The 25458-nt window shown below is 71.3% G+C and carries 25 protein-coding genes; 13 read left to right on the top strand and 12 right to left on the bottom strand.

Annotated elements, in window-relative coordinates:
- Position 1 precedes the first annotated feature (1 nt).
- The 6 genes from ACLQ29_RS05090 to ACLQ29_RS05065 all read right to left on the bottom strand — a co-directional run bounded on the left by ACLQ29_RS05090 (position 2) and on the right by ACLQ29_RS05065 (position 5819).
- Positions 2-1546, bottom strand: a complete 1545-nt coding sequence (locus ACLQ29_RS05090; protein ID WP_425770429.1) for a sensor histidine kinase — start codon at positions 1544-1546, stop codon at positions 2-4.
- Positions 1543-2244, bottom strand: coding sequence for a response regulator transcription factor (locus ACLQ29_RS05085; RefSeq protein WP_355033347.1), 702 nt, complete (start codon positions 2242-2244; stop codon positions 1543-1545). The genes ACLQ29_RS05090 and ACLQ29_RS05085 overlap by 4 nt, the downstream gene beginning before the upstream one ends.
- 130 nt (positions 2245-2374) lie before the next feature.
- The gene (locus ACLQ29_RS05080) at positions 2375-2986 is read right to left on the bottom strand and encodes a PadR family transcriptional regulator (protein WP_425770427.1); all 612 of its coding nucleotides are present in this window, start codon (positions 2984-2986) and stop codon (positions 2375-2377) included.
- Positions 2983-3807 carry a DUF4097 family beta strand repeat-containing protein gene (locus tag ACLQ29_RS05075; RefSeq protein WP_393371892.1) on the bottom strand — a complete coding sequence of 275 codons (825 nt, stop codon included), beginning with the start codon at positions 3805-3807 and terminating at the stop codon, positions 2983-2985. Before ACLQ29_RS05075 ends, ACLQ29_RS05080 begins: the two co-directional genes overlap by 4 nt.
- Positions 3808-4104: 297 nt before the next feature.
- Positions 4105-5049 (bottom strand): lysophospholipid acyltransferase family protein, encoded by a 945-nt coding sequence (locus ACLQ29_RS05070; protein WP_425770426.1) that lies wholly within the window; start codon positions 5047-5049, stop codon positions 4105-4107.
- Positions 5046-5819 carry a GNAT family N-acetyltransferase gene (locus ACLQ29_RS05065; protein WP_425770425.1) on the bottom strand — a complete coding sequence of 258 codons (774 nt, stop codon included), beginning with the start codon at positions 5817-5819 and terminating at the stop codon, positions 5046-5048. Before ACLQ29_RS05065 ends, ACLQ29_RS05070 begins: the two co-directional genes overlap by 4 nt.
- A 150-nt stretch (positions 5820-5969) precedes the next feature.
- Between ACLQ29_RS05065 and ACLQ29_RS05060 the strand changes: the two genes are divergently transcribed.
- From ACLQ29_RS05060 to ACLQ29_RS05030, 7 genes are all read left to right on the top strand, one after another.
- Entirely contained in the window at positions 5970-6617 is a 648-nt protein-coding gene (locus ACLQ29_RS05060) for a hypothetical protein (RefSeq protein WP_425770424.1), read from the top strand.
- 143 nt (positions 6618-6760) lie between these two features.
- Positions 6761-7696, top strand: coding sequence for an ABC transporter ATP-binding protein (locus ACLQ29_RS05055; RefSeq protein ID WP_425770423.1), 936 nt, complete (start codon positions 6761-6763; stop codon positions 7694-7696).
- Positions 7693-8505, top strand: coding sequence for an ABC transporter permease (locus tag ACLQ29_RS05050; protein WP_425770422.1), 813 nt, complete (start codon positions 7693-7695; stop codon positions 8503-8505). Before ACLQ29_RS05055 ends, ACLQ29_RS05050 begins: the two co-directional genes overlap by 4 nt.
- A 267-nt stretch (positions 8506-8772) precedes the next feature.
- A complete protein-coding gene (locus tag ACLQ29_RS05045; RefSeq protein WP_425770421.1) occupies positions 8773-12534 on the top strand; it encodes a multifunctional oxoglutarate decarboxylase/oxoglutarate dehydrogenase thiamine pyrophosphate-binding subunit/dihydrolipoyllysine-residue succinyltransferase subunit in 3762 nt (1253 codons plus the stop codon).
- A gap of 140 nt (positions 12535-12674) precedes the next feature.
- A complete protein-coding gene (locus ACLQ29_RS05040; RefSeq protein WP_030490374.1) occupies positions 12675-12860 on the top strand; it encodes a DUF6104 family protein in 186 nt (61 codons plus the stop codon).
- A 304-nt stretch (positions 12861-13164) separates the two neighbouring features.
- Positions 13165-15231: a phosphate acetyltransferase gene (pta, locus tag ACLQ29_RS05035; protein WP_425770419.1), complete on the top strand. Its 2067-nt coding sequence runs from the start codon at positions 13165-13167 to the stop codon at positions 15229-15231.
- The gene (locus tag ACLQ29_RS05030; RefSeq protein ID WP_425770418.1) at positions 15231-16346 is read left to right on the top strand and encodes an acetate/propionate family kinase; all 1116 of its coding nucleotides are present in this window, start codon (positions 15231-15233) and stop codon (positions 16344-16346) included. The genes pta and ACLQ29_RS05030 overlap by 1 nt, the downstream gene beginning before the upstream one ends.
- Positions 16347-16409: 63 nt before the next feature.
- Here the strand turns inward: ACLQ29_RS05030 and ACLQ29_RS05025 are convergent, their stop codons facing one another.
- Both ACLQ29_RS05025 and ACLQ29_RS05020 read right to left on the bottom strand, forming a co-directional pair.
- Positions 16410-16580, bottom strand: a complete 171-nt coding sequence (locus tag ACLQ29_RS05025; protein ID WP_393371915.1) for a hypothetical protein — start codon at positions 16578-16580, stop codon at positions 16410-16412.
- A 159-nt stretch (positions 16581-16739) separates the two neighbouring features.
- Complete coding sequence (locus ACLQ29_RS05020) at positions 16740-17132, bottom strand: MerR family transcriptional regulator (RefSeq protein ID WP_425770417.1); 393 nt, start codon at positions 17130-17132, stop codon at positions 16740-16742.
- 91 nt (positions 17133-17223) lie between these two features.
- On the opposite strand from ACLQ29_RS05020, the gene ACLQ29_RS05015 reads away from it, so the two are divergent.
- Together ACLQ29_RS05015 and ACLQ29_RS05010 are read left to right on the top strand one after the other, a co-directional pair.
- Positions 17224-18273, top strand: a complete 1050-nt coding sequence (locus ACLQ29_RS05015; protein WP_425770416.1) for an aldo/keto reductase — start codon at positions 17224-17226, stop codon at positions 18271-18273.
- A gap of 84 nt (positions 18274-18357) precedes the next feature.
- Positions 18358-19326, top strand: a complete 969-nt coding sequence (locus tag ACLQ29_RS05010) for an alpha/beta hydrolase family protein (RefSeq protein ID WP_425770415.1) — start codon at positions 18358-18360, stop codon at positions 19324-19326.
- Between the two features lie 113 nt (positions 19327-19439).
- Here ACLQ29_RS05010 and ACLQ29_RS05005 read toward each other — a convergent pair whose 3' ends face one another.
- The 3 genes from ACLQ29_RS05005 to ACLQ29_RS04995 all read right to left on the bottom strand — a co-directional run bounded on the left by ACLQ29_RS05005 (position 19440) and on the right by ACLQ29_RS04995 (position 22227).
- Positions 19440-20402 (bottom strand): zinc-binding dehydrogenase, encoded by a 963-nt coding sequence (locus tag ACLQ29_RS05005; protein WP_393371926.1) that lies wholly within the window; start codon positions 20400-20402, stop codon positions 19440-19442.
- 120 nt (positions 20403-20522) lie between these two features.
- On the bottom strand, positions 20523-21701 hold the full coding sequence (locus tag ACLQ29_RS05000) for an NAD(P)-dependent malic enzyme (protein WP_425758855.1): 1179 nt from the start codon (positions 21699-21701) through the stop codon (positions 20523-20525).
- 145 nt (positions 21702-21846) lie between these two features.
- On the bottom strand, positions 21847-22227 hold the full coding sequence (locus ACLQ29_RS04995; protein WP_425770414.1) for a S24 family peptidase: 381 nt from the start codon (positions 22225-22227) through the stop codon (positions 21847-21849).
- Between the two features lie 53 nt (positions 22228-22280).
- Here ACLQ29_RS04995 and sodN point away from each other — a divergent pair, with 53 nt between their 5' ends.
- The 3 genes from sodN to ACLQ29_RS04980 are packed head-to-tail and all read left to right on the top strand — an operon-like array spanning position 22281 to position 23697.
- Positions 22281-22685: a superoxide dismutase, Ni gene (sodN, locus tag ACLQ29_RS04990; RefSeq protein ID WP_357377472.1), complete on the top strand. Its 405-nt coding sequence runs from the start codon at positions 22281-22283 to the stop codon at positions 22683-22685.
- Positions 22682-23293 carry a GNAT family N-acetyltransferase gene (locus ACLQ29_RS04985; RefSeq protein ID WP_425770413.1) on the top strand — a complete coding sequence of 204 codons (612 nt, stop codon included), beginning with the start codon at positions 22682-22684 and terminating at the stop codon, positions 23291-23293. Before sodN ends, ACLQ29_RS04985 begins: the two co-directional genes overlap by 4 nt.
- The gene (locus ACLQ29_RS04980; RefSeq protein ID WP_357806177.1) at positions 23290-23697 is read left to right on the top strand and encodes an ATP-binding protein; all 408 of its coding nucleotides are present in this window, start codon (positions 23290-23292) and stop codon (positions 23695-23697) included. The genes ACLQ29_RS04985 and ACLQ29_RS04980 overlap by 4 nt, the downstream gene beginning before the upstream one ends.
- Positions 23698-23719: 22 nt before the next feature.
- On the opposite strand, the gene ACLQ29_RS04975 is transcribed toward ACLQ29_RS04980, so the two are convergent.
- Positions 23720-24154 carry a hypothetical protein gene (locus ACLQ29_RS04975; protein ID WP_425770412.1) on the bottom strand — a complete coding sequence of 145 codons (435 nt, stop codon included), beginning with the start codon at positions 24152-24154 and terminating at the stop codon, positions 23720-23722.
- On the opposite strand from ACLQ29_RS04975, the gene ACLQ29_RS04970 reads away from it, so the two are divergent.
- A complete protein-coding gene (locus ACLQ29_RS04970; protein ID WP_425770411.1) occupies positions 24153-25103 on the top strand; it encodes a diacylglycerol/lipid kinase family protein in 951 nt (316 codons plus the stop codon). The two genes, ACLQ29_RS04975 and ACLQ29_RS04970, sit on opposite strands and share 2 nt — an antisense overlap.
- Positions 25104-25458 lie beyond the last annotated feature (355 nt).

Here is a 25458-nt window from a genome sequence, read left to right as displayed (position 1 = left end):
GTCACTCGCCGACGTCGTCGACGTGGGGCAGCAGCGGCAGCCGGACCCGGAAGGTGGCCCCGCCGCCGGGTGTCTCGGCCACCTCGACCGAGCCGTGGTGGGCCGCGACGAGCGCCGCCACGATCGCCAGGCCGAGCCCGGTGCCGGTGTTGCCGTCGGCCCGCCGCGTGCGTGCCGCGTCGGCCCGGTAGAACCGCTCGAAGACCCGTTCCGCCTGCTCCGACGAGAGGCCCGGACCGCTGTCGGCCACCTCGATGACGGCGTGACCTCCCGGTTCGGCCCGCAGGCGCACCCGGATCTCGGCGTCCGGCGGGGTGTGGGTGAGCGCGTTGGTGACCAGGTTGCCGATCACCTGACGCAGCCGCGCGTCGTCGGCGGAGACGACGAGTGGACCCGATCCGGGCGCGATCTCCAGCTCGATCCGGCGGTCCGGAGCGATCACCCGGGCGGCCTGCACCGCGTCGGAGGCGAGCACCGGCAACTCCACCGGAGTCAGGGAGAGTGGCCGCTCCCGGTCCAGCCGGGCGAGCAGCAGCAGGTCCTCCACCAGCAGCCCCATCCGGGCCGCCTCGTCCTCGATGCGGCGCAGCAGGCCGGCGGTCTGCTCGGGCTCCCGGGCCGCGCCCTGCCGGTACAGCTCGGCGAAACCACGGATGGTGGTCAGCGGGGTCCGTAGTTCGTGCGAGGCGTCCGCGACGAAGCGTCGCATCCGCTCCTCGGAGCGGATGGCCCGCGCCTCGGACGCCTGAGCGGCGTAGGCGGCGTCCCGGGCGGAGCTCTCCGCCGAGCGCGCCGACATCTCCGAGGCGGCTCTGGCAGTGAACGCCGCCTCGATCTGGGTGAGCATCGCGTTCAGCGCGCGCGAGAGCCGGCCCAGTTCGGAGGTGGGCTCGGCCTGCCCCTCCTCCGGGTCGGGCACGCGCCGGCTCAGGTCGCCGCCGGCGATGGCGGCAGCCGTTCGTTCGATCTCCACGAGCGGTTTGAGGCTGGTCCGGACGATCGCCGCGCCCACCGAGGCCAGCATGATCAGCACCGACCCGCCGACCAGCAGGTCGATCCAGACCAGCCGCTTCACCGCCTTGTCGACGTCGGTGAGGTGCTGACCGATGGCCAGGGGCTGACCGGTGGGCAGCTGGGTGTAGAGCATCCGCCAGCGCACCTTGCTGTCCTGGGCCCGGACGGTGAAGGGTTTGCCCTCCAGCTTCTGGAAGCCGGCAGCGTCCGACGGGATCGGTGGCAGGTCGCCCAGGACGAAACGCTTGTCGTCGTAGGCCACGTCCCGGCTGCCGTTCGACCTGACGATCACCACCAGGTAGTCGGTCGGAATACCCACACTTACCCGCTGGGCGACGGCCGTGTCCATGGTGCGTGCCGAGCCACTCAGCTCGGTGTCGACCTGGGTGACCAGGTAACTGCGCAGGAAGACAGTGGTCAGCGAGCTGATCACCAGCAGCGCGGCGGCGACGAGCAGCAGCACCGCGGTCACCAGCTTGATCCGCAGCGGTACGCCCCGCAGCCGTCCCTTCGCCTGCTGGACCGTGTTCACGCCGCCGGCTTGCGCAGGACGTACCCGACTCCACGCAGCGTGTGGATCAACCGGGGCTGGGTGGTGTCGACCTTGCGCCGCAGGTAGGAGATGTAGGACTCGACGATGTTGTCGTCACCACGGAAGTCGTAGTTCCAGACGTGGTCGAGGATCTGCGCCTTGGACAGCACCCGGTTGGCGTTGAGCATCAGGTAGCGCAGCAGCTTGAACTCGGTCGGCGAGAGCTGCACCCGCTGACCGGCCCGGTGCACCTCGTGGGTCTCCTCGTCCAACTCCAGGTCGGCGAAGGTGAGCCGGGAGGGCGCCTGCCCGCCGGTCGTGGTGCGGCGCAGCACGGCCCGGATCCGGGCGGTCAGCTCCTCCAGGCTGAACGGCTTGGTGACATAGTCGTCACCACCCAGGGTCAGCCCACGGATCTTGTCGTCGGTGGCGTCCCGAGCGGTCAGGAAGACCACCGGGGTACGCGTGCCGCCCTCGCGCAGCATCCGGATGACCTCGAAGCCGTCCAGGTCCGGCAGCATGACGTCGAGCACCACCAGGTCGGGCCGGTGGTCCTTGGCGGCGTTGAGCGCCGCGCTCCCACTTGTCGCGGTGGCCACGTCGAAGCCCGCGAAGCGCAGGCTCGCGGAGAGCAGTTCGAGGATGTTGGGGTCGTCCTCGACGACGAGAAGTCGCGCCTCGGTCTGGGTAGCGGGCATGTGCCCATCATCGGCGACATGACTGCGCCCGCGCTGGGCACTTCCTGGAAAAAAGCTGTGAGTCGCCGCCGCCCGGCGACGGCTTGCACCGCCGCTCGGCGACGCCGTGCACCGCCGCTCGGCGACGCCGTCAGCGCAGCAGCCGGCGCAGCCCGTCCAGGGCGCCGTCGAGCAGCCGGATCGCGGTGCGCAACTGGGTGTCGCTGAACTGCCGGGCGCGCGTCAACCGGCCCACCTCGGCGCTGAACGCGTGCAGCCGCTTGTCGAGTTCGTCGAGCAGCTCAGCCTGCGTCCCGGCGGTCGACGCCGGCCGGGGCGGCGGGGCCGGCGCGTCCCACCGGGTGCGCCGGGTCTGCCGGGTGGCCTCGCTCAGCTCCCGCTTGAGGTCGCGAACCGAGCCGCGTACCTCGCTGCGGATCTCGCCGGCCAGAGTGGAGAGGTCCGCCACCGAGGCCGCGATGTCCGCCTCGAGCGCTTCCAACTCGCCGGCCCGCTGGCGCAGCTCCGCGCGACCGGCGTCGGTGATGTCGTACGTCTTGCGGCCGCCGGCGGCGGTGTGGCTGACCAGACCCTCGACCTCAAGCCGTTGCAGCCGGGGATAGATGGTGCCGGCGCTGGGCGCGTAGAGCCCGAGGAACCGGTCCTCCAGCAGGCGGATCAGCTCGTAGCCGTGCTTCGGGCCGTCGTCGAGCAGCTTGAGCAGGTAGAGCCGGAGCCGCCCGTGGCTGAACACGGCGGTCACGGCAGCTCCTCCCCATCGTGGTCGACAGCTCGGGCGAGCAGGGCGATGCTCCCCGAGGTCGCGGAAGCCCAGAGCTTACCTTCGCCGGCGCCCAGCACTCCCTCGCTGCTGCGCAGTGGGAACGTCGAGGTGCGTACCTGCGGAAAGCCGCTGGTGATCCGGCCCGAGGCGGTCTGCAGCTGGACGGTGAGGTCGCTGTCCTCGCGGACCCGGACGGTGATGCCGCCCGAGATCGTGGTCAACCGGATCTCGCTGCGCCGAGGGTTGTCCAGGTCGCAGGTGATCGCGCCGGAGACGGTCTGCGCCCGCACCCGATCGGCGGCGCTGTCGGCGATGATCACCTCGCCGGAGACCGTTTCCAGGGTGAGATCGCCGCGGACGCCGAGCGCCTCCACCGGGCCGGAGGTGATGTTCGCCGTGGTGTTGCCGCGCAGCCCCCGGAGGGTGATCTGGCCGGCGGTGACGTGGATCCTGGTCTGCCGGCGCAGGCCGGAGGCGACGAGCGAGCCGGCGACCAGGCCCAGGTCGGCGAGGACGTCGGCGGACACGGCGACGGAGACGTCCACCCGGGGATAGCGGTGGATCATCCGGAACCACCGTAGGACGTCCGACCAGCTCCGGCCGCGTTCCTGACGGATGCTGAGCCGGCCGTCGGCATGCTCGATCCGGACCGGCCGACGGCCGACCTGGGTCACGTCGATCCGGGTCGGGCCGTCGGCGGCGACCACGTTGAGCCGCCCACTGACCAGGCGGACGTCCAGCCGGGTGACCGGCCCGTCCACGGTGAGCCGCTGCGGGCTCTCGACCGTCCATGCGGCCATGGCGTCCCCCTCTCGACGGCGCGCGGACACGCGCCTGACAGGGAGAACAGTAACGCGATACATCGCGACACCACAAGACAGGTCGCGAGTTGGCCAGCCCCCCGCCGGCGGCCGGCGTGCCCGTTGATCATGGAGTTATCGGCTGACACGCCGACGACACGCGCGGACAACCTCATGATCAACGGGCGAGGGGGTGGGGTGGGTGGGTGGGTGGGTGGGGTGGGTGGGTGGGTGGGGTGGGTGGGGTGGGATGGGGTGGGTGGGGTGGGATGGGGTGGGGTGGGATGTTGCGCAGGCTCAGGCCGCTAGGTCCAGCCCTTCGCCGACGGCCGACGTCGGCGCCGTGGGCACCGCCAGGGCCACCGGGGTCGCCGTGGGCGCCGGGTGCGGCCGGGTCCGCGTCACCGCGCCTGCCGCGGGCACCAGGTGTACGGCCGACTCGGCGGCCCGAGCCAGCAACCGCCGGTCGGCGGTACGGGCCGGATGCAACGCGGCGGCGATCGTCACCGACACCACCAGATCCCGCGCCGCGACCACCCGGACCATCGACCGCAGCAACGTGTCCGCACCGAGGAAGGCAGCGGCCGTGGTGGTCGTACCCGTGGCCGCGCAGCGGTAGGCGAGCCGCAGCGGCACCACCGGGCTGCCGGCGTCGATGGCCGCCTGGAACGTCGCGGGTCGGAACCCGCCGCCGGGGCGGCAGTCGCCGGCGGCGGCGCACCAGGTCGTCCCCTCCGGAAAGACCGCCACCGACCGACCGGCGCGCAGCGTGTCGGCGATCCGGCCGACCATGGCCGGCAGCGCGCGCGGCCGGGCACGGTCCACGAAGACGGTCCCCGCCGCCGCGGCCAACAGGCCGAAAACCGGCCAGGAGCGGATCTCCCGCTTCGCCACCAGCCGGGTGGGCGCGACGGCAAGCACCGCGAGGACGTCCAGCCACGAGACATGGTTGGCGACCAGCAGCGCCCGCCGCCGGGGCAGCCGACCCCGGATCACCAGCCGCACCCCGAAGGCCCGCGCGGTGCACCGGGCCCAACCGCGCACCGCCGCCCGCCGTTCCCGAACCGGCAGTACGGGCAGCAGCACCACCACGCCGACACCGGCCAGCAGCATGCCGGCCACGGCGACCAACCGCAGCACCCGACGGGCCACCGACACGGTGGGCACCGCGCCGGTCGGCGGCAGACAGTCGTCGTCGCAACCCGACGACGGCCGCCACAGGTCGTGCGACCCGGCGGTCATCGCTGTGCCTCGCCCAGGAAGTGCCGCAGGTAGCGCGGGTTCATCCGGTCCAGGCAGAAGAGCACGTAGAAGTCCGCGCAGCCGAAGTCGCTGTCGTACGACGGCTCGCCGCAGATCCACGCGCCCAGCCGGAGGTAGCCGCGCAGCAGCGGCGGTACCGCGACCCGACCGGCCGGATCGACGGCGGCCACCGAGCCGGCTGTCGACTCGGCGAACCAGGGCCGCAGCGGGCGCACCCGCAGCGGCGGCGGCGACAGGTGCCGGGCCCGGGCCTGGGTCCACACCTCGGCGACCGTCCGCCCACCGTCGGCCACCGGCACCGACGCGCAGCCGCCGAGCCAACGGGAGCCCCGCAGGTGCAGGTACCGGACGATGCCCGCCCACATCAGGTTGATCACCGCGCCGGAGCGGTGGTCCGGGTGCACACAGGACCGGCCCGCCTCGACCAGATCATCGCGGAGCGGATCGAGCGCGCCGAGGTCGAACTCGTCCTCGGCGTAGCGCCGGTTGGTGCGGCCCGGCGGCAGCAGCCGGTACGTGCCGACCACCTCGCCGGTGCTGTCCTCGCGGACGACCAGGTGGTCGCAGTACGCGTCGAAGGGATCCACGTCCAGCCCGGCCGCGCCGGGGAGGAGGGTGGCGCCTAGCTCGGTGGCGAACACCTCGTGGCGCAGGCGTTGCGCGGCCGCGACCTGGATGGGGTCGTCGGCGATCAGCAGGGTGTATCCGCTGGTCGTCAGGGGTGCGCCAGCGGCATGCAGAACGGCCATGGGATCTGTGTAGGTGCTCGGGTTGCCATTCACTCAGACCACCGGTGTCGGCAGGATGAACGCCGGCCGGCAGATGCGTCCCACAGGTGGTCGTGCGAGGCTGCGCGACGGACCGGCGACGACGCCGGCTAGCCCCACCGGAGGTCGACGATGCGGATCGAGTCCCGCTACAACGGGCCGCCCGGCTCCGGCAACGGCGGCTGGAGCGCGGGAGTGTTCGCCGCCGAGGCGGGCGGCACGGGCACGGTCGAGGTGACGTTGCGCCGACCGCCACCACTGGACACCGAGTTGAGCTTCACCGACGGCGAGGTCCGTGACCCGGCCGGCGACCTGGTGGCCGAGGTGCGCCCGGCCGGCGTGGTCGATGTCGTCGTACCCCCGGTCGATCTGGACACGGCGGTGGCCGCGGCAGCCCGCTACCCCGGCCTGGTCGAGCATCCGTTCCCCGGTTGTTACGTCTGCGGGCCGCGGCGGACCGACGGGCTGCGGATCTTTCCCGGCCGGTTACCGGATGGGCGGACCGCGGCGCCGTTCCGGGTGCCCGAGCGGGTCGGCGCGGCCACGATCTGGGCGGCGTTGGACTGCCCCGGCGGTTGGACGGTGCTCGCGCCGGGCCGCCCGTACCTGTTGGGTCGGATCGCCGCCGTGGTCACCGCGCTGCCGGGGCCGGGCGACGACTGCGTGGTGACCGGGGCGTTGCTCGGCGTCGACGGGCGCAAGGCGCTCGTGCACACCAGCCTGTACGGCCCGGACGGCACGCTGCTCGGCGCGGCCCGGGCAACCTGGATCGCCCGCTGACCTCCGGCCCGTCGTCCGCAGGGTGGATGCGTGTCCACCCTGCGGTGGAGGCGAACATACGGACCGCGCCTGATTGACCTTGTTGCCCCGGGCCGTCACGCTGTGCCACGGCGTACCTCGACGCCACACACGGGAGGAGAACGATGACTGACGGGCAGCGAAGCCCCACCAGCGACGGTCAGATCGTGGTGTCCGGTCTGACGAAGCAGTACAAGAACGTGCGGGCGGTGAACAACCTGTCCTTCACCGTGACACCGGGGCGGGTGACCGGCTTCCTCGGCCCGAACGGCGCTGGCAAGACCACCACCCTGCGCATGCTGCTGAACCTGGTCACGCCGACCGCCGGCACGACCACCATCAGCGGCCACCGGTACGTCGACCTCACGGACCCGCTGCGGCACGTCGGCGCGGTGCTGGAAGCCTCGAGCGCGCACAAGGGCCGCACCGGCATCAACCACCTGCGGGTCATCTGCGCGGCGGCCGGGCTGCCCCGCCAGCGGGCCGACGAGGCGCTGGCCCTGGTCGGGTTGACCCCGGCGGCGAAGCGCAAGTTCAAGGGCTACTCGCTGGGCATGAAGCAGCGGCTGGGTATCGCCGCCGCGATGCTCGGCGACCCCCGCGTGCTGATCCTCGACGAGCCGGCCAACGGGCTGGACCCGGAGGGCATCCGGTGGATGCGTGGGTTCCTCAAGAACCTCGCCGTCGAAGGCCGCACCGTGCTGGTCTCCAGCCACCTGCTGTCGGAGATGCAGTTGCTCGCCGACGACGTGGTGATCATCGCGGCCGGGCAGTTGGTCCGGCAGGGACCTGTCGACCAGGTCCTCGGCTCGATGGCGCAGAGCGCCCGGGTGCGGGTGCGTACGCCGCAGGCCGAGACGCTCGTCGCTGCCCTGAAGGCGCAGTCGGCGACCGTCGACACCGACGAGCAGGGCGTGCTGCTGGTCGCCGGGGTGGACGCCCCGACGATCGGCAGGGCCGCCCTGGCCGCCGGCGTCGAGCTGCACGAACTGACCACCGAACGGCCCGATCTGGAACGGGTCTTCCTGGAGCTGACGGCCGGAAAGGCGGGCATCCGATGAACCTGGTCCGAGCCGAACTGCTCAAGATCCGCACCACCAGCACCTGGTGGTTGATGGCCCTCGGCGCGTTCCTCGCCCTGGTGCTGGCCTTCGTCGTCAACGCCTGGCTCGCCTCCCAGGTGCTCGGCGGCAACGCGCAGGACTTCGGCGTCAGCGGGGATGAGGCCGGCCCCGCCGGCCAGGCGGCCAACCTGTACACCTCGGGGCAGTACCTCGGGCTGATGTTCGTGATGCTGCTCGGCATCCTGATGGTCACCAACGAGGTCTTCCACCAGACCGCGACCACGACGTACCTGACCACACCGCGTCGCACCTCGGTGATCCTGGCCAAACTGGCTGCCGCCTCACTACTGGGCTTCGGCTTCTGGCTGGTCACCACGGTGATCGACCTGGCCGCCGGGTCGATCTTCCTGAGCCTGAACGGGCACGGCGCGCAGCTCGGCGAGTGGACGGTGCACCGGGCGCTGCTGCTGAACCTGCTGGCGTACATGATCTGGACGGTCCTCGGGGTGGGCATCGGCACGCTGATCCCCAACCAGCTCGGCGCGGTGATCAGCGCCTCGGTGCTGTACCTGATCGGTACCCAGGTGGCACAACTGCTCTTCTTCCTCCTCGCCAATTGGCTGGACAACGAGGCGGTGGTGAAGTGGCAGGTGATCTGGCCTTCGGTGGCATCCCAGGTGATGATCAGCGGGAGCAGCACCGAACTGACCCCCGACTGGTGGGTCGGCGCCCTGGTGCTGGTGGGCTACGCGCTGGTCAGTGGAATCGTCGGAGTCCTGATCACTCGACGTCGCGACATCGCCTGACGGCGTCTCCGACCCCGGGGCGGCGAGCTGGCCGCTCCGGGGTCGGCACCACGCCGGGAGCTGGCGGCGCGTTACCAGCCCTCGACCTGCCGCGCAGCGGTTGCTGAACTTCTGGCATCTTCTGTGAAACCGGCCACGGGGCCGAGGCTGAAATGCCCCCGGGATCCGTACGGCGTAGCCTGGGAGACGTCCAGTCCGTGCTCCTAATCGGGCACGAGGGACACACCGCGTGCCACACAACCCGCGTGAAAGAGGCGATTACCGGCCGTGTCGACCCAGCAGACTTCGCAGGAGAACCCACTGGCGGGTTTCGGCCCGAATGAGTGGATCGTCGAGGAGATGTACCAGCGTTACCTCGCCGACCCAACGAGCGTCGATTCGGCCTGGCACGACTTCTTCGCCGACTACCGACCGGCGCCCGGGGCGGCCACGCCCCGCAAGGCCGAGTCGGCGGAGAAGCCGGCCGCCGCTCCGGAGCCGGACGGGCAGCCGGAGGCTTCCGCCGCGGTGAGCCAGCCGAGCGCCACCGCGCAGCCGGCCGCCGCCGGCGAGCCGGCCGCCGCGCCGTCGGCACCGGCCAAGGCCGCTCCGGCGAAGGCCGCACCGGAGAAGGCCGCACCGGAGAAGGCCGCACCGGCCAAGCCGGCCGCCAAGGCCGCCGCCCCCACCGCCGACGGCCCGCAGACCACGCCGTTGCGGGGCGTCGCCGCGAAGATCGTCCAGAACATGGACGCCTCGCTGAGCGTGCCCACCGCGACAAGCGTGCGCGCGGTCCCGGCCAAGCTGCTCGTCGACAACCGCATCGTGATCAACAACCACCTCGCCCGGGGGCGCGGCGGCAAGGTCAGCTTCACCCACCTGGTCGGCTACGCGCTGGTCCGGGCGCTGGTGCAGCACCCCGAGATGAACAACTCCTTCGCCGAGGCCAACGGCAAGCCGGCGATGGTCCGCCCGGCGCACGTCAACCTCGGCATCGCGATCGACCTGGCCAAGCCGGACGGCAGCCGCAACCTGGTGGTCCCCTCCATCAAGGGCTGCGAGACGATGGACTTCCGGCAGTTCTGGCAGGCGTACGAGGACGTGGTCCGGCGGGCGCGGCGCAACGAGCTGACCATGGACGACTACTCCGGCACCACGATCTCGCTCACCAACCCGGGCGGCATCGGCACCGTGCACTCGATGCCGCGCCTCATGCAGGGGCAGAGCGCGATCATCGGCGTGGGCGCGATGGAGTACCCGGCCCCCTACCAGGGCATGTCCGAGGCCACCCTGGCCGAGCTGGCCGTCAGCAAGATCATCACGCTGACCAGCACGTACGACCACCGGATCATCCAGGGCGCGCAGTCCGGCGAGTTCCTCAAGGTGATGCACGAGCTGATCCTCGGCGAGCACGCCTTCTACGACCAGATCTTCACCTCGCTGCGCATCCCGTACGAGCCGGTGCGCTGGATGCGCGACGTCGCGGTCAACTCCGAGGGTCAGATCAACAAGACCGCCCGGGTGCACGAGCTGATCCACGCGTACCGGGTGCGCGGTCACCTGATGGCCGACACCGACCCGCTGGAATTCAAGATCCGCAAGCACCCCGACCTGGACGTCCTCCAGCACGGGCTCACCCTGTGGGACCTGGACCGCGAGTTCCCGGTCAACGGCTTCGCCGGCCGGCAGCGGATGAAGCTGCGCTCGATCCTCGGCGTGCTGCGCGACTCGTACTGCCGCCGCGTCGGCATCGAGTACATGCACATCCAGGACCCGGAGGAGCGGCGCTGGGTGCAGGAACGGATCGAGCGCAAGTACGAGAAGCCGGCCGCCGACGAGCAGAAGCACGTGCTCAACCGGCTCAACGCCGCCGAGGCCTTCGAGACCTTCCTGCAGACCAAGTACGTGGGCCAGAAGCGCTTCTCGTTGGAGGGCGGCGAGTCGCTGATCCCGCTGCTCGGTGAGGTGCTGGAGTCCTCCGCCGAGAACGGGCTGGACGAGGTCGTCATCGGCATGGCGCACCGGGGCCGGCTCAACGTGCTGGCCAACATCGTCGGCAAGCCGTACGAGAAGATCTTCTCGGAGTTCGAGGGCCACCTGGACCCGCGCTCGACGCAGGGTTCCGGTGACGTGAAGTACCACCTGGGCCAGAACGGCAAGTTCACCACCCCCGACGGCGCGCACTCGGTGAAGGTGTCGGTGGTGGCCAACCCGTCGCACCTGGAGGCCGTCGACCCGGTGCTGGAAGGCATCGTCCGGGCCAAGCAGGACCGGATCGACCTCAAGCTGGAGGGCTACACCGTGCTGCCGCTGGCGGTGCACGGTGACGCGGCGTTCGCCGGGCAGGGCGTGGTCGCCGAGACGCTCAACCTGTCGCAGTTGCGCGGCTACCGCACCGGCGGCACCGTGCACGTGGTGGTCAACAACCAGGTCGGCTTCACCACCGCCCCGGAATACAGCCGGTCCAGCCTCTACAGCACCGACGTGGCCCGGATGATCCAGGCGCCGATCTTCCACGTGAACGGCGACGACCCCGAGGCCGTGGTCCGGGTTGCTCGGCTGGCCTTCGAATACCGGCAGACGTTCAACAAGGACGTCGTGATCGACATGGTCTGCTACCGGCGGCGCGGGCACAACGAGGGCGACGACCCCTCGATGTCCAACCCCCAGATGTACAAGATCATTGATTCGAAGCGCTCGGTGCGCAAGCTCTACACCGAAGAGCTGATCGGTCGCGGCGACATCACCGTGGAGGACGCGGAAGAGCTGCTGCGCGACTACCAGGCGCAGCTGGAGAAGGTCTTCAAGGCCACCCGGGACGCCGCCTCGGCGCCCCGGCAGCTCAACCGGCCGCGCCGCGAGGAGGAGCCGGAGCCGCAGGTCGACACCGCCACCGACGCGTCAGTGGTGAAGGCGATCGGCGAGGCGCACACCAACCTCCCGGAGGGCTTCACCCCGCACAAGCGGATCCAGCAACTGCTGGACCGGCGGGCCAAGATGTCCGTCGAGGGCAACATCGACTGGGGCTTCGGCGAGATCATCGCGCTCGGGGCGTTGCTGCACGACGGGGTCACCGTCCGGCTCGCCGGGCAGGATTCGCGTCGCGGCACGTTCGTCCAGCGACACGCCTCGATTGTCGACTCCCGCACCGGCGACGACTACCTGCCGCTGAAGTCGCTCACCGGCGACGGCGAGCGCTCCCGGTTCTTCGTGCACGACTCGCTGCTGAGCGAGTACGCGGCGATGGGCTTCGAGTACGGCTACTCGGTGGAGAACATCAACGCCCTGGTTGCCTGGGAGGCCCAGTTCGGCGACTTCGTCAACGGCGCCCAGTCCGTGATCGACGAGTTCATCTCGTCCGGCGAGGTGAAGTGGGGTCAGCGCTCCGCCGTCACCCTGCTGCTGCCGCACGGCCACGAGGGCCAGGGGCCGGACCACACCTCCGGCCGGCCGGAGCGGTTCCTGCAGATGTGCGCCGAGGACAACATGCGGGTGTCCATCCCGACCACCCCGGCGAACTACTTCCACCTGCTGCGCCGCCAGGCCCTGTCGCCCAAGCGCAAACCACTCGTGGTGTTCACGCCGAAGTCGCTGCTGCGGCACAAGCTCTGCGTCTCACCGGTGGAGGACTTCACCACTGGCACCTTCCAGCCGGTGCTGCGCGACACGGCGGCCCCGGCCCCGGAGGCGGTGAAGCGGGTGCTGCTCTGCTCCGGCAAGGTCTACTACGACCTGTTCCAGGCCCGGCAGGAGCGTGGCGTCACCGACACCGCGATCCTCCGGATCGAGCAGCTGTACCCGCTGCCGGTGGAGGAGATCCGGGCCGCCCTCGCGCAGTTCCCCAACGCGGAGGACTTCGCCTGGGTGCAGGAGGAGCCGGCCAACCAGGGTGCCTGGTCGTTCGTCGCGCTCAACCTGCTGGAGCACCTCACGGACGTCCGGCTGCGGCGGATCTCCCGCCCGGCCGCGGCCGCCCCGGCGGTCGGCTCGGCGAAGACCCACGAGGTCGAGCAGAACGCGCTGATCGAGGCGGCTCTCCCCCGCCCGTGACCTGACCTGAGCGCGCAAGCCGGGGCAGGGCCGTTTCACCACGGCCCTGCCCCGGCTCTCGTAGGCCCCGCCGGCCGGTCGACCACCCACCCACCCACCATCCGCCCGGCCCGAGCCGGGACGAGCACAAGGACGTACCCATGTACTTCACCGACCGTGGCATCGAGGAGCTGGTCGAGCGCCGGGGCGAGGAACAGGTGACCCTGGAGTGGCTGGGCGAACGCCTGCGCGACTTCGTCGACCTCAACCCCGACTTCGAAACCCCCATCGAACGCCTGGCCACCTACCTGGCCCGCCTAGACGACCCCGACGACGAAGACGCCTAACGAACCCCCAAGCCCACCGCCCACCGCCCACCCGCCCAGCCGCCCAGCCGCCCAGCCGCCCAGCCGCCCAGCCGCCCAGCCGCGTTGATCATGAGGTTATGCGCGCGTGTCGTCGGCGTGTCGCGCCATAACTCCATGATCAACGGGGCGATGGGTCGGGGCAGCCGGGCCGGGGCGGCCGGGCCGGGGCGGCCGGGCCGGGGCGGCCGGGCTGGGGTAGCCGGGCTGGGCCGGGGCGGGGCCGCAGGGGTGGCGGGGGTGGGAGGGGGCCGGTGGGGGGTTCGCGATCTTTTAGGGTGGGGCTGTGGCTCGCAGTGTGTATCTGACTAGCGTGGGGTCCGGCGGGGGCAAGTCGACGATCGCCCTCGGGCTGGCGGAATTGCTGTCCCGTCAGGTCGGGCGGATCGGCGTGTTCCGGCCGCTGGTCGCCGACACCGGTCCCGACCCGATCCTCGCCCTGCTCAGCGAGCGTTACCGGGTCGAGCTGCCGCTGTCGGAGCTGGCCGGGGCGACCTACGCCCAGGCGGCGGCGCTTGTCGCCGACGGCCGGCGTGAGCAACTGATCTCCACAGTCGTCGAGCGGTACCGGGCGGTGGAACGGCAGTGCCCTGCCGTCGTCGTGGTGGGTAGCGACTTCGACGACCCGGGCGACCCGGCCCATCCTCGGGAGTTGGCCTTCAACGCGAGGCTGGCCACCGAGTTCGGCAGCGTGGTGGTGCCGGTGGTGGACGGCTTCGGGCAGGAGCCGGCGGCCGTCGCGTCGGCGGTGCGCGGGGCGTACCACGATCTGGCCGACCTGGGCGCGACGGTGCTCGCGGTGATCGCCAACCGGGTGTCCGAGCCGATGACGCTGCCCGATCTGCCGGTCCCCGCGTACACCATTCCGGAGGTGCCGAGCGTCTCGGCGCCGACGGTGGCCGAGGTGGCGGCGGCGCTCGGCGCCACCCTGCTGGCCGGGGACGACGCCGCGCTCAGTCGCGACGTGCTGGACTTCGTGGTCGGCGCGGCGCACGTGCCGACGCTGCTGGACCACCTCACCGAAGGCGCCCTGGTGATCACCCCCGGGGACCGGGCCGACCTGCTCGTGGCCGCGAGTGCCGCGCACGTCGCCGGTCAGGCGTCGGTGGCCGGGCTGGTGCTGACGCTCGGCGAACAGCCGGACCCCCGGGTCATGCGGTTGGTGGAGGGGCTCAACACCGGGTTGGCGGTGCTGTCGGTGCCCACTGACAGCTACGACACGGTGGCCGCGTCCAGCCGGATCGAGGGCCGGCCCAGCACGGCCAACCCGCGCAAGGTGGAGGCCGCGCTTGGTGCGTTCGAGCGCTGCGTGGACACGGACGACCTGGCTCGCCGGCTGCGGGTCAGCCGGTCGACCCGGGTCACCCCGCTGATGTTCGAGAACGAGCTGATCGACCGGGCCCGTTCGCGGCCCCGGCACCTGGTGCTGCCGGAGGGCACCGAGGAACGGATCCTGCGCGCGGCGGAGATCCTGCTGCGCCGCGGGGTGGCCGAGCTGACCCTGCTGGGCCGGCCGGACGACATCGCCCGGCGGACCCGCGAACTGGGCATCGACCTCGGCGACGCGAACGTCGTCGACCCGGTCACCAGTGGGTGGCGGGACGACTTCGCGGACGAGTACGCCCGGCTGCGCGCCCACCGGGGCGTCACCGCCGAGCTGGCGCACGACATCGTGGCCCAACCCAACTACTTCGGCACGCTGATGGTGGCGACCGGACGGGCCGACGGCATGATCTCCGGCGCCACGCACACCACCGCCGCGACCATCCGACCGGCGTTCGAGATCATCCGTACCGTGCCGGAGGTCTCGGTGGCCTCCAGCGTCTTCTTCATGCTGCTCGCCGACCGGGTGCTGGTCTACGGCGACTGCGCGGTCAACCGCGACCCGGACGCCGCGCAACTCGCCGACATCGCGATCTCGTCGGCCGACACCGCCGCCCGGTTCGGCATCGAACCCCGGGTGGCCATGCTGTCGTACTCCACCGGCAGCTCCGGCGCGGGCGAGGACGTGGAGAAGGTCGCCACGGCCACCGCCCTGGTCCGGGAGCGCCGGCCCGACCTGCTGGTCGAGGGGCCCATCCAGTACGACGCGGCGATCGACCCCGCGGTGGCGGCGACGAAGCTGCCGGGCAGCCCGGTCGCCGGCCAGGCCACCGTCTTCATCTTCCCGGACCTGAACACGGGCAACAACACGTACAAGGCGGTGCAGCGCTCCGCCGGGGCGGTCGCCGTCGGCCCGGTCATGCAGGGTCTGCGCCGGCCGGTGAACGACCTGTCCCGCGGCGCGACCGTGCCGGACATCGTCAACACGGTGGCGATCACCGCCATCCAGGCGGCCACCGAGGAGGCCTAGTGAGTCGGGTGCTCGTGCTCAACTGCGGGTCGTCGTCGGTGAAGTGGCGCCAGTACGACGGGGAGCAGGCGCTCAACCACGGCACCGTCGAGCGGGTCGGTGAGCCCGGTGGTGGTCCGCCGGACCACGCCAGCGCGGTCCGGCAGATCCTGGACGGACTCGACCTGAGCGGGCTCGCCGCGGTCGGGCACCGGGTGGTGCACGGTGGCCGGACGTTCAGCGCGCCGGTGCTCGTCGACGACGCGGTGCTGGCCGCGATCAAGGACCTGGTGCCGCTCGCCCCGCTGCACAACCCGGCCAACCTGGCCGGCATCGAGGTGGCCCGCGCCGCGCTGCCGGACGTCCCGCAGGTCGCCGTCTTCGACACCGCGTTCCACCACACCCTGCCGGAGGCCGCCGCGACGTACGCGATCGACCGGGACATCGCCGAGCGGTACGACATCCGCAGGTACGGCTTCCACGGCACCTCACACGCGTACGTGTCCCGGCGCACCGCCGAACTGCTCGGCCGCCCGTACGACCAGGTCAACACGATCACCCTGCACCTGGGCAACGGGGCCAGCGCCTGCGCGGTGGCCAACGGTCGCAGCGTCGCCACCTCGATGGGCATGTCCCCGTTGCAGGGGCTGGTGATGGGCACCCGCAGCGGCGACCTCGACCCCACCGTGATCTTCCACCTGCGCCGGGAGGCTGGGCTGTCGGTGGACGAGATCGACGACCTGCTCAACCACCGCAGCGGCCTGCTCGGGTTGACCGCCGTCAACGACATGCGCGAGGTGCTTGCGCGCCGGGCGGCCGGCGACCGGGCGGCGGAGCTGGCCTTCGACGTCTACTGCCGGCGGATCACCGAGTATGTCGGGGCGTACTACGCGCTGCTCGGCCGCGTCGACGCGATCGCCTTCACCGCCGGGGTGGGCGAGCACGCCGCGCCCGTCCGGGCAGCCGCCCTGGCCGGCCTGGAGCGGCTCGGCATCGCCGTCGACGACGCCCGCAACGACGGCACGGGCGACCGGGTCATCTCACCCGACGACGCCGAGGTGAGCGTGTGTGTCATCCGGACCGACGAGGAGCGGGAGATCGCCCGGCAGACCCGGGACGTGGTCGCCCGCCGCTGACGACCCGTCCAAGGCGGTGGGATCAGCGGTGGTGAGCCGCCGGGTCGGCCCGGTCCGGCACGCTCAGCTCGCGAGCCAGACGACGAGGGCGACGAGCACGACAACCACGACCGCCGCGCCGATGATCAGCGGCAGGCGGGACGGCGACTCCGCCGGCGCGGCGGCCTCCGGGGTCTGGTTGAACGCGCGGAACGCCTCGGTGTTGCCACTGGGGTCGGTGTAGTTCTCAGGCATGCCGGTGACCCTAGCGAAGCCGCTTCCGGAGCACCGACCCCGCCTCCGCCGTCGGACCAGGTCGAGCCGGCCGGCGGAGCGCGCCCGACCGGGTGGCGGGCAGAGCCGGGCCGGACGGCGGGGTCGTCGGGCACGCTCGGGCATGGACGCCCCGCCGGATCACGCCGGCCCGTTCCCGTCGAGCAGATCCTCGTACACCCCGACCTTGAAGGTGATCAGGTCCAGGCTCTGGGTGAGCCGACTGATCTGGTCCGTGACGCGCACGTGGTGCTCACGCATGAGCGCGAGCCGTTCCTCCTCGTTGCCCGCGCCTTCGCGGACGAGTTCGGTGTAGCGGCGAAGCGCCGGCAGCGGCATGCCGGAGGCGCGGAGGATGATGCAGACGGTGAGCCAGTCCACGTCGTCCTGGCTGTAGACGCGACGTCCGGTGGACCCCCGGCGTACGGGGCTGACGAAGACGCCCTGCTGCTCGTAGAAGCGGAGCGCGTGCACGCTCAAGCCGGTGCGCTCGGCGACCTGTCCGATGCTCAGACCCGCGGTGACCTCACCCATGCCGAGCAGGGTAACGGGGGTTGACCTAGAGCCGACTCCAGCTCCTACCGTGCCAGGTGATCACCAATCGACCACCTGGGAGAGCATCGTCATGCGCTATCGCACCCTCGGCGGCACCGGCATCGAGGTCAGCACCCACTGCCTCGGGACCATGATGTTCGGCGCCGTCGGCAACCCCGACCACGACGACTGCGCCCGCATCGTCCACACCGCCCTCGACCAGGGCATCAACGTCATCGACACCGCCGACATGTACGGCCGGGGCGAGTCCGAACAGATCGTGGGCAAGGCGCTGCGCGGGCGCCGCGACGACGTCGTGCTCGCCACCAAGGCGCACTTCCCGATGGGCGAGGGCCCCAACCAGGGTGGCAACTCGCGGCGGTGGATCCTCAAGGCGGTCGAGGGGAGCCTCCGGCGGTTGGACACCGACTGGATCGACCTCTACCAGATCCACCGCCCCGACCCCTCGACCGACATCGAGGAGACGCTCTCGGTGCTCACCGACCTCGTCCGCGAGGGCAAGATCCGCGCGTTCGGCTGCTCGACGTTCCCCGCCGAGGAGATCGTCGAGGCGCACCAGGTCTCCGAGCGTCGCGGCCTCGGCCGCCTGCGCACCGAGCAGCCGCCGTACTCGATCCTGGCCCGCGGCGTCGAGGCCTCGACCCTGCCGGTCTGCCAGCGCTACGGCATGGGGGTGCTGGTCTGGAGCCCGCTGGCGTTCGGGTTTCTCAGCGGGAAGTACCGCAGGGACCAGCCCGTCGACCTGTCGACCGGGCGGGCCGCCCTGCGGCCAGCGCAGTTCGATCCCACCATCGCCGAGAACGCCGCGAAGCTCGACGCCGTCGAACAGCTCGTCGACCTCGCGGCGAGCATCGGCTGCACGCTTCCGCAGCTCGCCATCGCCTTCACCGTGGCCCATCCGGCCGTCACCTCGGCGATCATCGGACCGCGCACCATGCCGCAACTGGACGATCTGCTCAAGGGCGCCACGCTCACCCTGGACGACGCGACCCTCGACCGGATCGACGAGATCGTGCCGCCCGGCACGAACCGGTACAACCCCAATGCCGCCTTCCCGGTGCGCGCACTCACGGACATCGCACGCCGACGCCGCCCGCTCGCCGACCGTGCCGCGGCCTGAGCGGGCAGCACACTCAATGACCCGAAGGACACAACGCGTCAATGCCCGCCGAGCACCCCTGCCGGTCGGGGCACAATCGGAAACATGTCGCGTCGCGTCACTCCCGCACTGCTGGCCAGCGCCGTCCTCCTGGCCGGTCTGGTCGGCTGCTCAACGCAGACCCGCCCGAGCCAGCGCGGGGCGGCACCACCCGTCGAGCCGAAGGCCGCCGCCACGCCGACACCGCAGGTCCCCGCCGGCCGGGCCCCGCAGCGCACCTTCGCGGTCGGCGTACGCCAACTGAAGCTGGACCGGAACGGCCGTGCGCTGCCGACGACGCTCTGGTACCCGGCGGCCGGGCAGTCCGGCGGCGCGGCCAGGCGGCCGGCGGCGGCGGCCGAGGGCCGGTTTCCGGTGGTGATGTTCAGTCACGGCCTGGGCGGTCGACCGGACGACTACGCCACGCTGCTGACCCGGTGGGCGGCGGCCGGATTCGTGGTCGCCGCGCCGGCCTTCCCGCACACCTCGAAGGGCGCGGACAAGAACGTCCTCGACGTGCTCAACCAGCCGGCCGACGTGTCGTACGTGTTGGACCGGGTGCTCGCGCTGGGCACCACGGCCGACGACCCGTTGCGGGGCCGGTTGGACGGCGAGCGGGTGGCCGCCGCCGGGCACTCGGCGGGCGGAGTGACCACCATCGGGCTGTTCACCGTCGCCCGGGACGAGCGGCTGGACGCGGGCGTGGTGTTCGCGGGCACGGCGCTCGGCGTGGGCACCGCGTTCGCCGGCGCGGCCGCCCCGCAACTGTTCGTGCACGGTGAGCTGGACGAGGTGGTCGAGTACGCGGCGGGCAAGGCCGCGTACGACAAGGTGCCCTGGCCCAAGGCGATGCTGAGCCTGCCGAAGGGCGACCACGGTCGGACGATGCTCAAGGACAAGGCCGCGCTGCGGGTCGTGTCGGACACGTCGGTCGAGTTCCTGCGCTGGTCGCTCTACGGCGACGCGGCGGCCAAGAAGCGCATCCCCACCGACGCGACCCGCGGTGATATCGCCACCTTCGACGACCACCTCTGAGCGGGCGGGCCGGCCGACCAGGGCGAAGATCCGCGCAACATCAGGGATGATGCTGCCTCAGCGCGGCCCGAGGCAGCAGTTTCCCCGATGTTGCGCGGATCATGGAGGCCGCGTCAGGCGGTGTGGTCGATGACGACCTTGCCGAAGGCGTCGCCGGAGTGCAGGCGGGCGAAGGCGTCCTCGACCCGGCTGAACGGGACGACGCTGTCCACCACCGGGCGCACCTCGTTGTCGGAGCAGAACGCCAGCAGCTCGTACAGCTCGCCCGGCGTGCCCATCGAGGTGCCCAGGATCTCCAACTGCATCGCGAAGACCCGACGCAGGTTGACCGACGGCTCGTGCCCGGCGGTCGCGCCGGAGACCACGATCCGGGCCATCGGGGCGGCCGACTTCAGCGAGTGGTCGAAGGTGGCCGCGCCCACCGTCTCGATCACCACGTCGACGCGTTCCGGCAGCCGGGCACCGGGTTCCACGGCGGTGGCGCCGAGAGCCGAGATCCGGTCCCGCTTGCCGGCGTCGCGGCTCGTCGCGTACACCCGCTTGCCCATCGCGACGGCGAGCGCGACGGCCGCGGTGGCGACGCCGCCGCCCGCGCCCTGGACCAGCACGCTGTCGGCGTCCGCGACGCGGCCCTTGGTGGTCAACATCCGCCACGCGGTCAGCCAGGCCGTGGGCAGGCACGCCGCGTCGGTCGCCGCCATGCCGTCGGGCAGCGGGATCAGGTTCGATCGGGGTACGGCGACCCGCTCGGCGAGGGTTCCCGCGAAGTGCTCGGAGAGGATGGAGACCCCGCGTGGGTCACCCGGAGTGACGACCACCGGGTACACGACCACCGGGCGGCCCTCCGGGTCCAGCCCCACCGCGTCGCAGCCGAGGATCATCGGCAGTTGGGCCTCGGTGAGCCCCACTCCGCGCAGCGACCAGAGGTCGTGGTGGTTGAGCGAGGTGGCCCGCAACCGCACGGTCACCCAGTCGTCGGCCGGGGGCGTCGGCTCGGGCCGCTCACCGACGGTGAGGGCGGCGAGCGGATCGGCGTCATTGAAGCGGGAGGCAAAGGCGGCACGCATGATCGGCACGGTAACAAGCTGAGCGCCCGTTAAGAAGGCGCGCGACGCACGCCGCGCCCGTGCGCCCCCGGCCCAGGCCGGCGTACCTACCGCAGGCAGCGCACCGGCCCAGGCGGGCGCACAGGCGGGCTAGCGGCGGGCGACGCCGTCGCGGCGGGCGGCTTCGGCGACCGCCTCGGCGACGGCCGGCGCGACGCGCGGGTCGAGCGGCGAGGGGACGATCGCGTCGACGGTCAGCGACTCGGCCACCACGCCGGCGATGGCGTCCGCGGCGGCGACCTTCATCGCCTCGGTGATCCGGGTCGCGCCGGCATCGAGCGCCCCGCGGAACACCCCGGGGAAGGCCAGCACGTTGTTGATCTGGTTGGGGTAGTCACTGCGCCCGGTGGCGACCACCGCGACATGCCGGGCGGCGACCTCGGGGTGCACCTCGGGGGTCGGGTTGGCCAGCGCGAACACGATGCCGCCGGGTGCCATCCCCGCCACCGCCGCTTCGGGGATCTGCCCGCCGGAGACCCCGATCAGCACGTCCGCGTCGCGCAGCGCCTCGGTGATGTCGCCGTGGCGGCCGTCCGCGTTCGTGGTCGCCGCCAACTCGGCCTTGGTGCCGGTCAGCTCGGTGCGGTGCCGGCCGATGATGCCCTTGGAGTCGCAGACCACCACCTGGTCGGGGTTGACGCCTCCGGCGATCAGCATCTTCGTCACGGCCACGCCGGCCGCGCCCGCACCGCTGACGGCGACCCGCAGGTCGCCGAGCTTGCGGTCGAGCAGGGTGGCGGCGTTGCGCAGCGCGGCGAGCACCACGATCGCGGTGCCGTGCTGGTCGTCGTGGAAGACCGGGATGTCCAGCGCCTCGTCGAGCCGGCGCTCGATCTCGAAGCAGCGCGGCGCGCTGATGTCCTCCAGGTTGATCCCGCCGAACGAGGGGGCCAGCGCCCGGACCACGGCGACGATCTCGTCGGCGTCCTGCGTGTCCAGGCAGACCGGCACGGCGTCCACCCCGCCGAACTGCTTGAACAACACCGCCTTGCCCTCCATCACCGGCAGCGCGGCACGTGGGCCGATGTTGCCGAGCCCGAGCACCGCCGAGCCGTCGGTGACCACCGCGACGGTGTGCGACACCCAGGTGTAGTCGTCCACCAGGGCGGGGTCGGCCGCGATCGCCTCGCACACCCGGGCCACCCCCGGGGTGTACGCCAGGGAGAGGTCCTCCCGGCTGGTCAGCGGCACTGTCGACGTGACGGCCATCTTGCCGCCCCGGTGCAGCAGGAAGACGGGATCGGCGGGGTCCACGGTGGACGAAGACATGGTGGTGACTCCAGGATCTGTCGAGCAGATGTGAGGCGGCCGGGCCTGGCCGCGAGGTGGGCGGCGAGCGGTGGCACGCGGTACGGGGGGTCACCCGAGCACTTCCGAGCATAGTGTCGACACCCCCACCCGGATGTGAGCGGGGTCATAACCGGTGACGACGTACCCGACCGGGGCGCGGCCAGTAGCGGATCACCACCCGCCCCCGTACGTCGGCGACCCCGTACGCCCGGGAGTCGTCGGTGACCAGCTCGTTGTCGCCGCGCAGCCACCAGCCCCCGTCCTGCTGCCGGACCGCCCGCTTCACCACCAGCAGGTCGGGACGGGTCCGGAAGACCGCGACCACCACGTCTCCGGGTCGGATCCGGCGGCCGCCGGGGCGGACCAGCACCGAATCGCCGTGCCGCAACGTCGGCGCCATGGACGGGCCGACCACCAGGACAGCGGTCAACGGTCCGCGCAACGGCGACACCTCAGGCGGGTGATCGGCACCCACGGGTTTCACCTCCGTCCGTTCGGAAAGCATCCCCAGGAGTAATGTCGCCTTTGATCATCGCAAACTTCCCATGGAGGATCCTGATGCGATTTCCGCGCATCCTCGCGCCCCGCGTCACCGCGAGCGCACACTGCGACCTGCCGTGTGGTGTCTACGACCCGGCTCAGGCTCGGATCGAGGCCGAATCGGTCAAAATGATCTGCGAGAAGTACCAGGCGAACACCGACCCGGAGTTCCGCACCCGCGCCATCATCATCAAGGAGCAGCGCGCCGAGCTGGTCAAGCACCACCTCTGGGTGCTCTGGACCGACTACTTCAAGCCGCCGCACTTCGAGAAGTACCCGAACCTGCACAGCCTGTTCAACGAGGCCACCAAGCTCGCCGGCGCCGGTGGCGTCAAGGGCAGCCTCGACCCGGCCACCGCCGACAAGCTGCTCTCGAAGATCGACGAGATCTCGAAGATCTTCTGGGAGACCAAGAAGGCGTGACCTCTCCGGTCATCCCGACGATCCGGCCGGCACGTCCCGAGGACGTGCCGGCCGTCGTCGCCATGGTGCACGAGCTGGCGGAGTACGAACGGGCCCCCGACCAGTGCCACCTCACCGTCGAGCAGCTGACCTCGGCCCTGTTTCCGACCGCCCCGGATCCCGGCGTGACGTCGGACGCGCCGAGCCGGAGTGGTCGGTCGCCCGCACCGGCGCTCTTCGGTCACGTCGCGGTCGACGAGCGGGACGAGCCGATCGGCTTCGCGTTGTGGTTCCGCAACTTCTCCACCTGGGCCGGCGTGCACGGCATCTACCTGGAGGATCTCTACGTTCGGCCGACCGCCCGGGGCTCCGGGGCGGGTCGACTGCTGCTCGCCACCCTGGCCGAGATCTGCGTACGACGCGGCTACCGGCGGCTGGAGTGGTGGATGATCGACTGGAACCCGGCCGCCGGGTTCTACGCCTCGATCGGCGCGGAGCAGATGAGCGAATGGGTCCCCTATCGGCTCAGTGGCGACGCGCTGCGGACGCTTGCCGGCCATGCCGCCACCGCTGGCACGCGTGCGGACGACCGACCGGGTAGAGTCCCCGACCGGGGGGATGAGGCGTGACTCAACTGACTGGCCAGCCAGCGATCGACGACGATGTGGTGCACCTCACGGTGCCCGCCGACGGCGGTTACCTTGGCGTGCTCCGCACCGCCACCGCGGGTCTCGCGGCCCGGTTGCAGTTCGCGCTCGACGAGATCGAGGATCTGCGGATCGCGGTCGACGAGGCGTGCGCCATGTTGCTCGCCATCGCCACCCGTGACGCCGAGTTGGAGTGCCGCTTCGCGGTCACCGAGGACGCGTTGACCGTCGAGGTGACCGTGCCGACCGTGCGTGGTGCCACGCTGCCGGCCGAGTCGTCCTTCGCGTGGAAGGTGCTCACCGCGTTGACGACGTCGGCATCCGCAACGGCCGTCGACGGTCGGGCCACGATCGCGCTGCTCACCCGCCGCTCCGGCGGCTACTGACCGGCTCGGCGCGCCGGGTCGGTCACTGCAGGCCGAGTGCCCGGGTCGTCGGAGGGCTGACCAGCAGCCAGCCCACACCCAGGCCGAGCGCCATCAGCGGCACGCCCAGCCAGCCCAACCCGCCCTGAATCATGAACCATCCGATCGGCAGCAGCATCAGCTGAAGCACGATCGCGGGCGCGCGGGCGCCCGCCCTGCGGCGCGACAGAGCCCGGCCCAGCACCCAGAGCACGACCGCGGCTCCGATGGCGAACGCGGTCACCAGCAACGCCGACGCCAGATCGGTGGTGGTGGCCGTGAGGTCGGCCCAGACCAGCCATGCCGCGATCAGCCCGACGACGGCCGCCTCCGCCCACAGCAGCCGGACCGCCCAGCGGAGCGTGACGGGAAACGGGGCCGAGTCGATGGTCACGCGCGCCACGATACCCGGGCTACCGGGAGGTACAGTGCCGCCCATGCACGCCGTCCTGGTGGTCAATCCAAAGGCCACCACCACCAGCGAACGCAGCCGGGACGTGCTTGTCCGGGCGCTGCGCAGCGAAGTCGACCTCAGCGTGCGTTACACCCGGCGGCGCGGACACGCGATGGCGCTGGCTCGGGAGGCCGCGGCCGAGGGCGTCGACCTGGTCGTCACCCTGGGTGGCGACGGCACCGTCAACGAGGTGGTGAACGGCCTGATGACGGCCGACCCACCACCCCGCGCCGGCGATGCGCCGATGGCCGAGCGGCTGCCGGCGCTGGCGACCGTGCCGGGCGGCTCGACGAACGTGTTCGCCCGTGCGTTGGGTCTGCCCCGGGAGTGGCCGGAGGCGACCAGCATGATCCTCGAAGGGCTGCGGCTGGGCCGGAGCCGGACGGTCGGGCTGGGCCGCGCGGACGACCGCTACTTCACCTTCTGCGCGGGGTTCGGCCTGGACGCCGCGGTCATCCACCGGGTCGAGCAGGCCCGGCGCAAGGGCCGGGTGTCCACGCCGACGCTCTATTTCCGCTCGATCATGAACCAGTATTTCTTCGCCTCGGACCGGCGGCATCCGGCGATCGTGCTGGAGCGTCCGGACGAGCCGGCCGAGGAGGAGCTGGCCACCGTCATCATCCAGAACACGGCACCGTGGACGTACCTGGGCGACCGGGAGGTCAACCCGAACCCGGCGGCGTCGTTCGATCTCGGCCTGGATGTGCTGGCGTTGCGTCAGCTCCGGGTGGCTAGCACAACACGGACAGTGACTCAGTTCCTGGCTCGGCAACCTGATCCGCGCGGTCGACAGGTGTTACGACTCCATGACACGGCGGAGTTCACCCTGCTCTCCAGCCGTCCGCAGGCGTTTCAGCTAGACGGCGACTATCTCGGCGAGCGGGAGAAAGTCAGATTCACCTCCGTTCCCGCCGCACTGAGAGTAATCTGCTAGGTCTCGGGTACTGCCGTAGGTCGACACGGTGGCCGCAACCGATCGACTTGGTCACCGCCACACCGAGGGGCAGGTGCCGGAAATGTCAGCAATGTCACGCGGACTGTACTATATTGATCCTCGACTGTGGCACACCGGGTAATCGGGAAAGCTCCGAAAACCGGACAAAGGGGCTGTGGGCTTGCTCACCGCCCGGAGTTTTTCCGAGCGTCACCCTTGACATCACGACTGTTCGTGAAAGTATTCACAAGCGAACTTGAGTTACCGGGACATTGCCTGGATATGCTCGTCAGGTTGAGCTGTTCCAGCAGGTCCCCGGCGCTGAACGCCTGCTCACGCACTGCCGAATGGACGG

The sequence above is a fragment of the Micromonospora sp. DT228 genome (genome assembly GCF_049841595.1).
Classification (GTDB): Bacteria; Actinomycetota; Actinomycetes; order Mycobacteriales; family Micromonosporaceae; genus Micromonospora.
The sequence above is the reverse complement of the archived record's forward strand: the minus strand, read 5'-3'. Positions and strand labels throughout refer to the sequence as shown.

What these genes read in the sequence shown, in the direction of transcription:
- ACLQ29_RS05040 (WP_030490374.1), top strand. Translation starts at nt 12,675, where the DNA reads ATGTACTTCACCGACCGTGGCATCGAGGAGCTGGTCGAGCGCCGGGGC.
- ACLQ29_RS05025 (WP_393371915.1), bottom strand. Translation starts at nt 16,580, where the DNA reads ATGCCTGAGAACTACACCGACCCCAGTGGCAACACCGAGGCGTTCCGC.
- ACLQ29_RS05085 (WP_355033347.1), bottom strand. Translation starts at nt 2,244, where the DNA reads ATGCCCGCTACCCAGACCGAGGCGCGACTTCTCGTCGTCGAGGACGAC.
- ACLQ29_RS04975 (WP_425770412.1), bottom strand. Translation starts at nt 24,154, where the DNA reads ATGGGCGGCACTGTACCTCCCGGTAGCCCGGGTATCGTGGCGCGCGTG.
- ACLQ29_RS05020 (WP_425770417.1), bottom strand. Translation starts at nt 17,132, where the DNA reads ATGGGTGAGGTCACCGCGGGTCTGAGCATCGGACAGGTCGCCGAGCGC.
- ACLQ29_RS04995 (WP_425770414.1), bottom strand. Translation starts at nt 22,227, where the DNA reads ATGCTTTCCGAACGGACGGAGGTGAAACCCGTGGGTGCCGATCACCCG.
- ACLQ29_RS05075 (WP_393371892.1), bottom strand. Translation starts at nt 3,807, where the DNA reads ATGGCCGCATGGACGGTCGAGAGCCCGCAGCGGCTCACCGTGGACGGG.
- sodN (WP_357377472.1), top strand. Translation starts at nt 22,281, where the DNA reads ATGCGATTTCCGCGCATCCTCGCGCCCCGCGTCACCGCGAGCGCACAC.
- ACLQ29_RS05055 (WP_425770423.1), top strand. Translation starts at nt 6,761, where the DNA reads ATGACTGACGGGCAGCGAAGCCCCACCAGCGACGGTCAGATCGTGGTG.
- ACLQ29_RS05070 (WP_425770426.1), bottom strand. Translation starts at nt 5,049, where the DNA reads ATGACCGCCGGGTCGCACGACCTGTGGCGGCCGTCGTCGGGTTGCGAC.
- ACLQ29_RS05050 (WP_425770422.1), top strand. Translation starts at nt 7,693, where the DNA reads ATGAACCTGGTCCGAGCCGAACTGCTCAAGATCCGCACCACCAGCACC.
- ACLQ29_RS05060 (WP_425770424.1), top strand. Translation starts at nt 5,970, where the DNA reads ATGCGGATCGAGTCCCGCTACAACGGGCCGCCCGGCTCCGGCAACGGC.
- ACLQ29_RS05065 (WP_425770425.1), bottom strand. Translation starts at nt 5,819, where the DNA reads ATGGCCGTTCTGCATGCCGCTGGCGCACCCCTGACGACCAGCGGATAC.
- ACLQ29_RS05010 (WP_425770415.1), top strand. Translation starts at nt 18,358, where the DNA reads ATGTCGCGTCGCGTCACTCCCGCACTGCTGGCCAGCGCCGTCCTCCTG.
- ACLQ29_RS05000 (WP_425758855.1), bottom strand. Translation starts at nt 21,701, where the DNA reads ATGTCTTCGTCCACCGTGGACCCCGCCGATCCCGTCTTCCTGCTGCAC.
- ACLQ29_RS04970 (WP_425770411.1), top strand. Translation starts at nt 24,153, where the DNA reads ATGCACGCCGTCCTGGTGGTCAATCCAAAGGCCACCACCACCAGCGAA.
- ACLQ29_RS05015 (WP_425770416.1), top strand. Translation starts at nt 17,224, where the DNA reads ATGCGCTATCGCACCCTCGGCGGCACCGGCATCGAGGTCAGCACCCAC.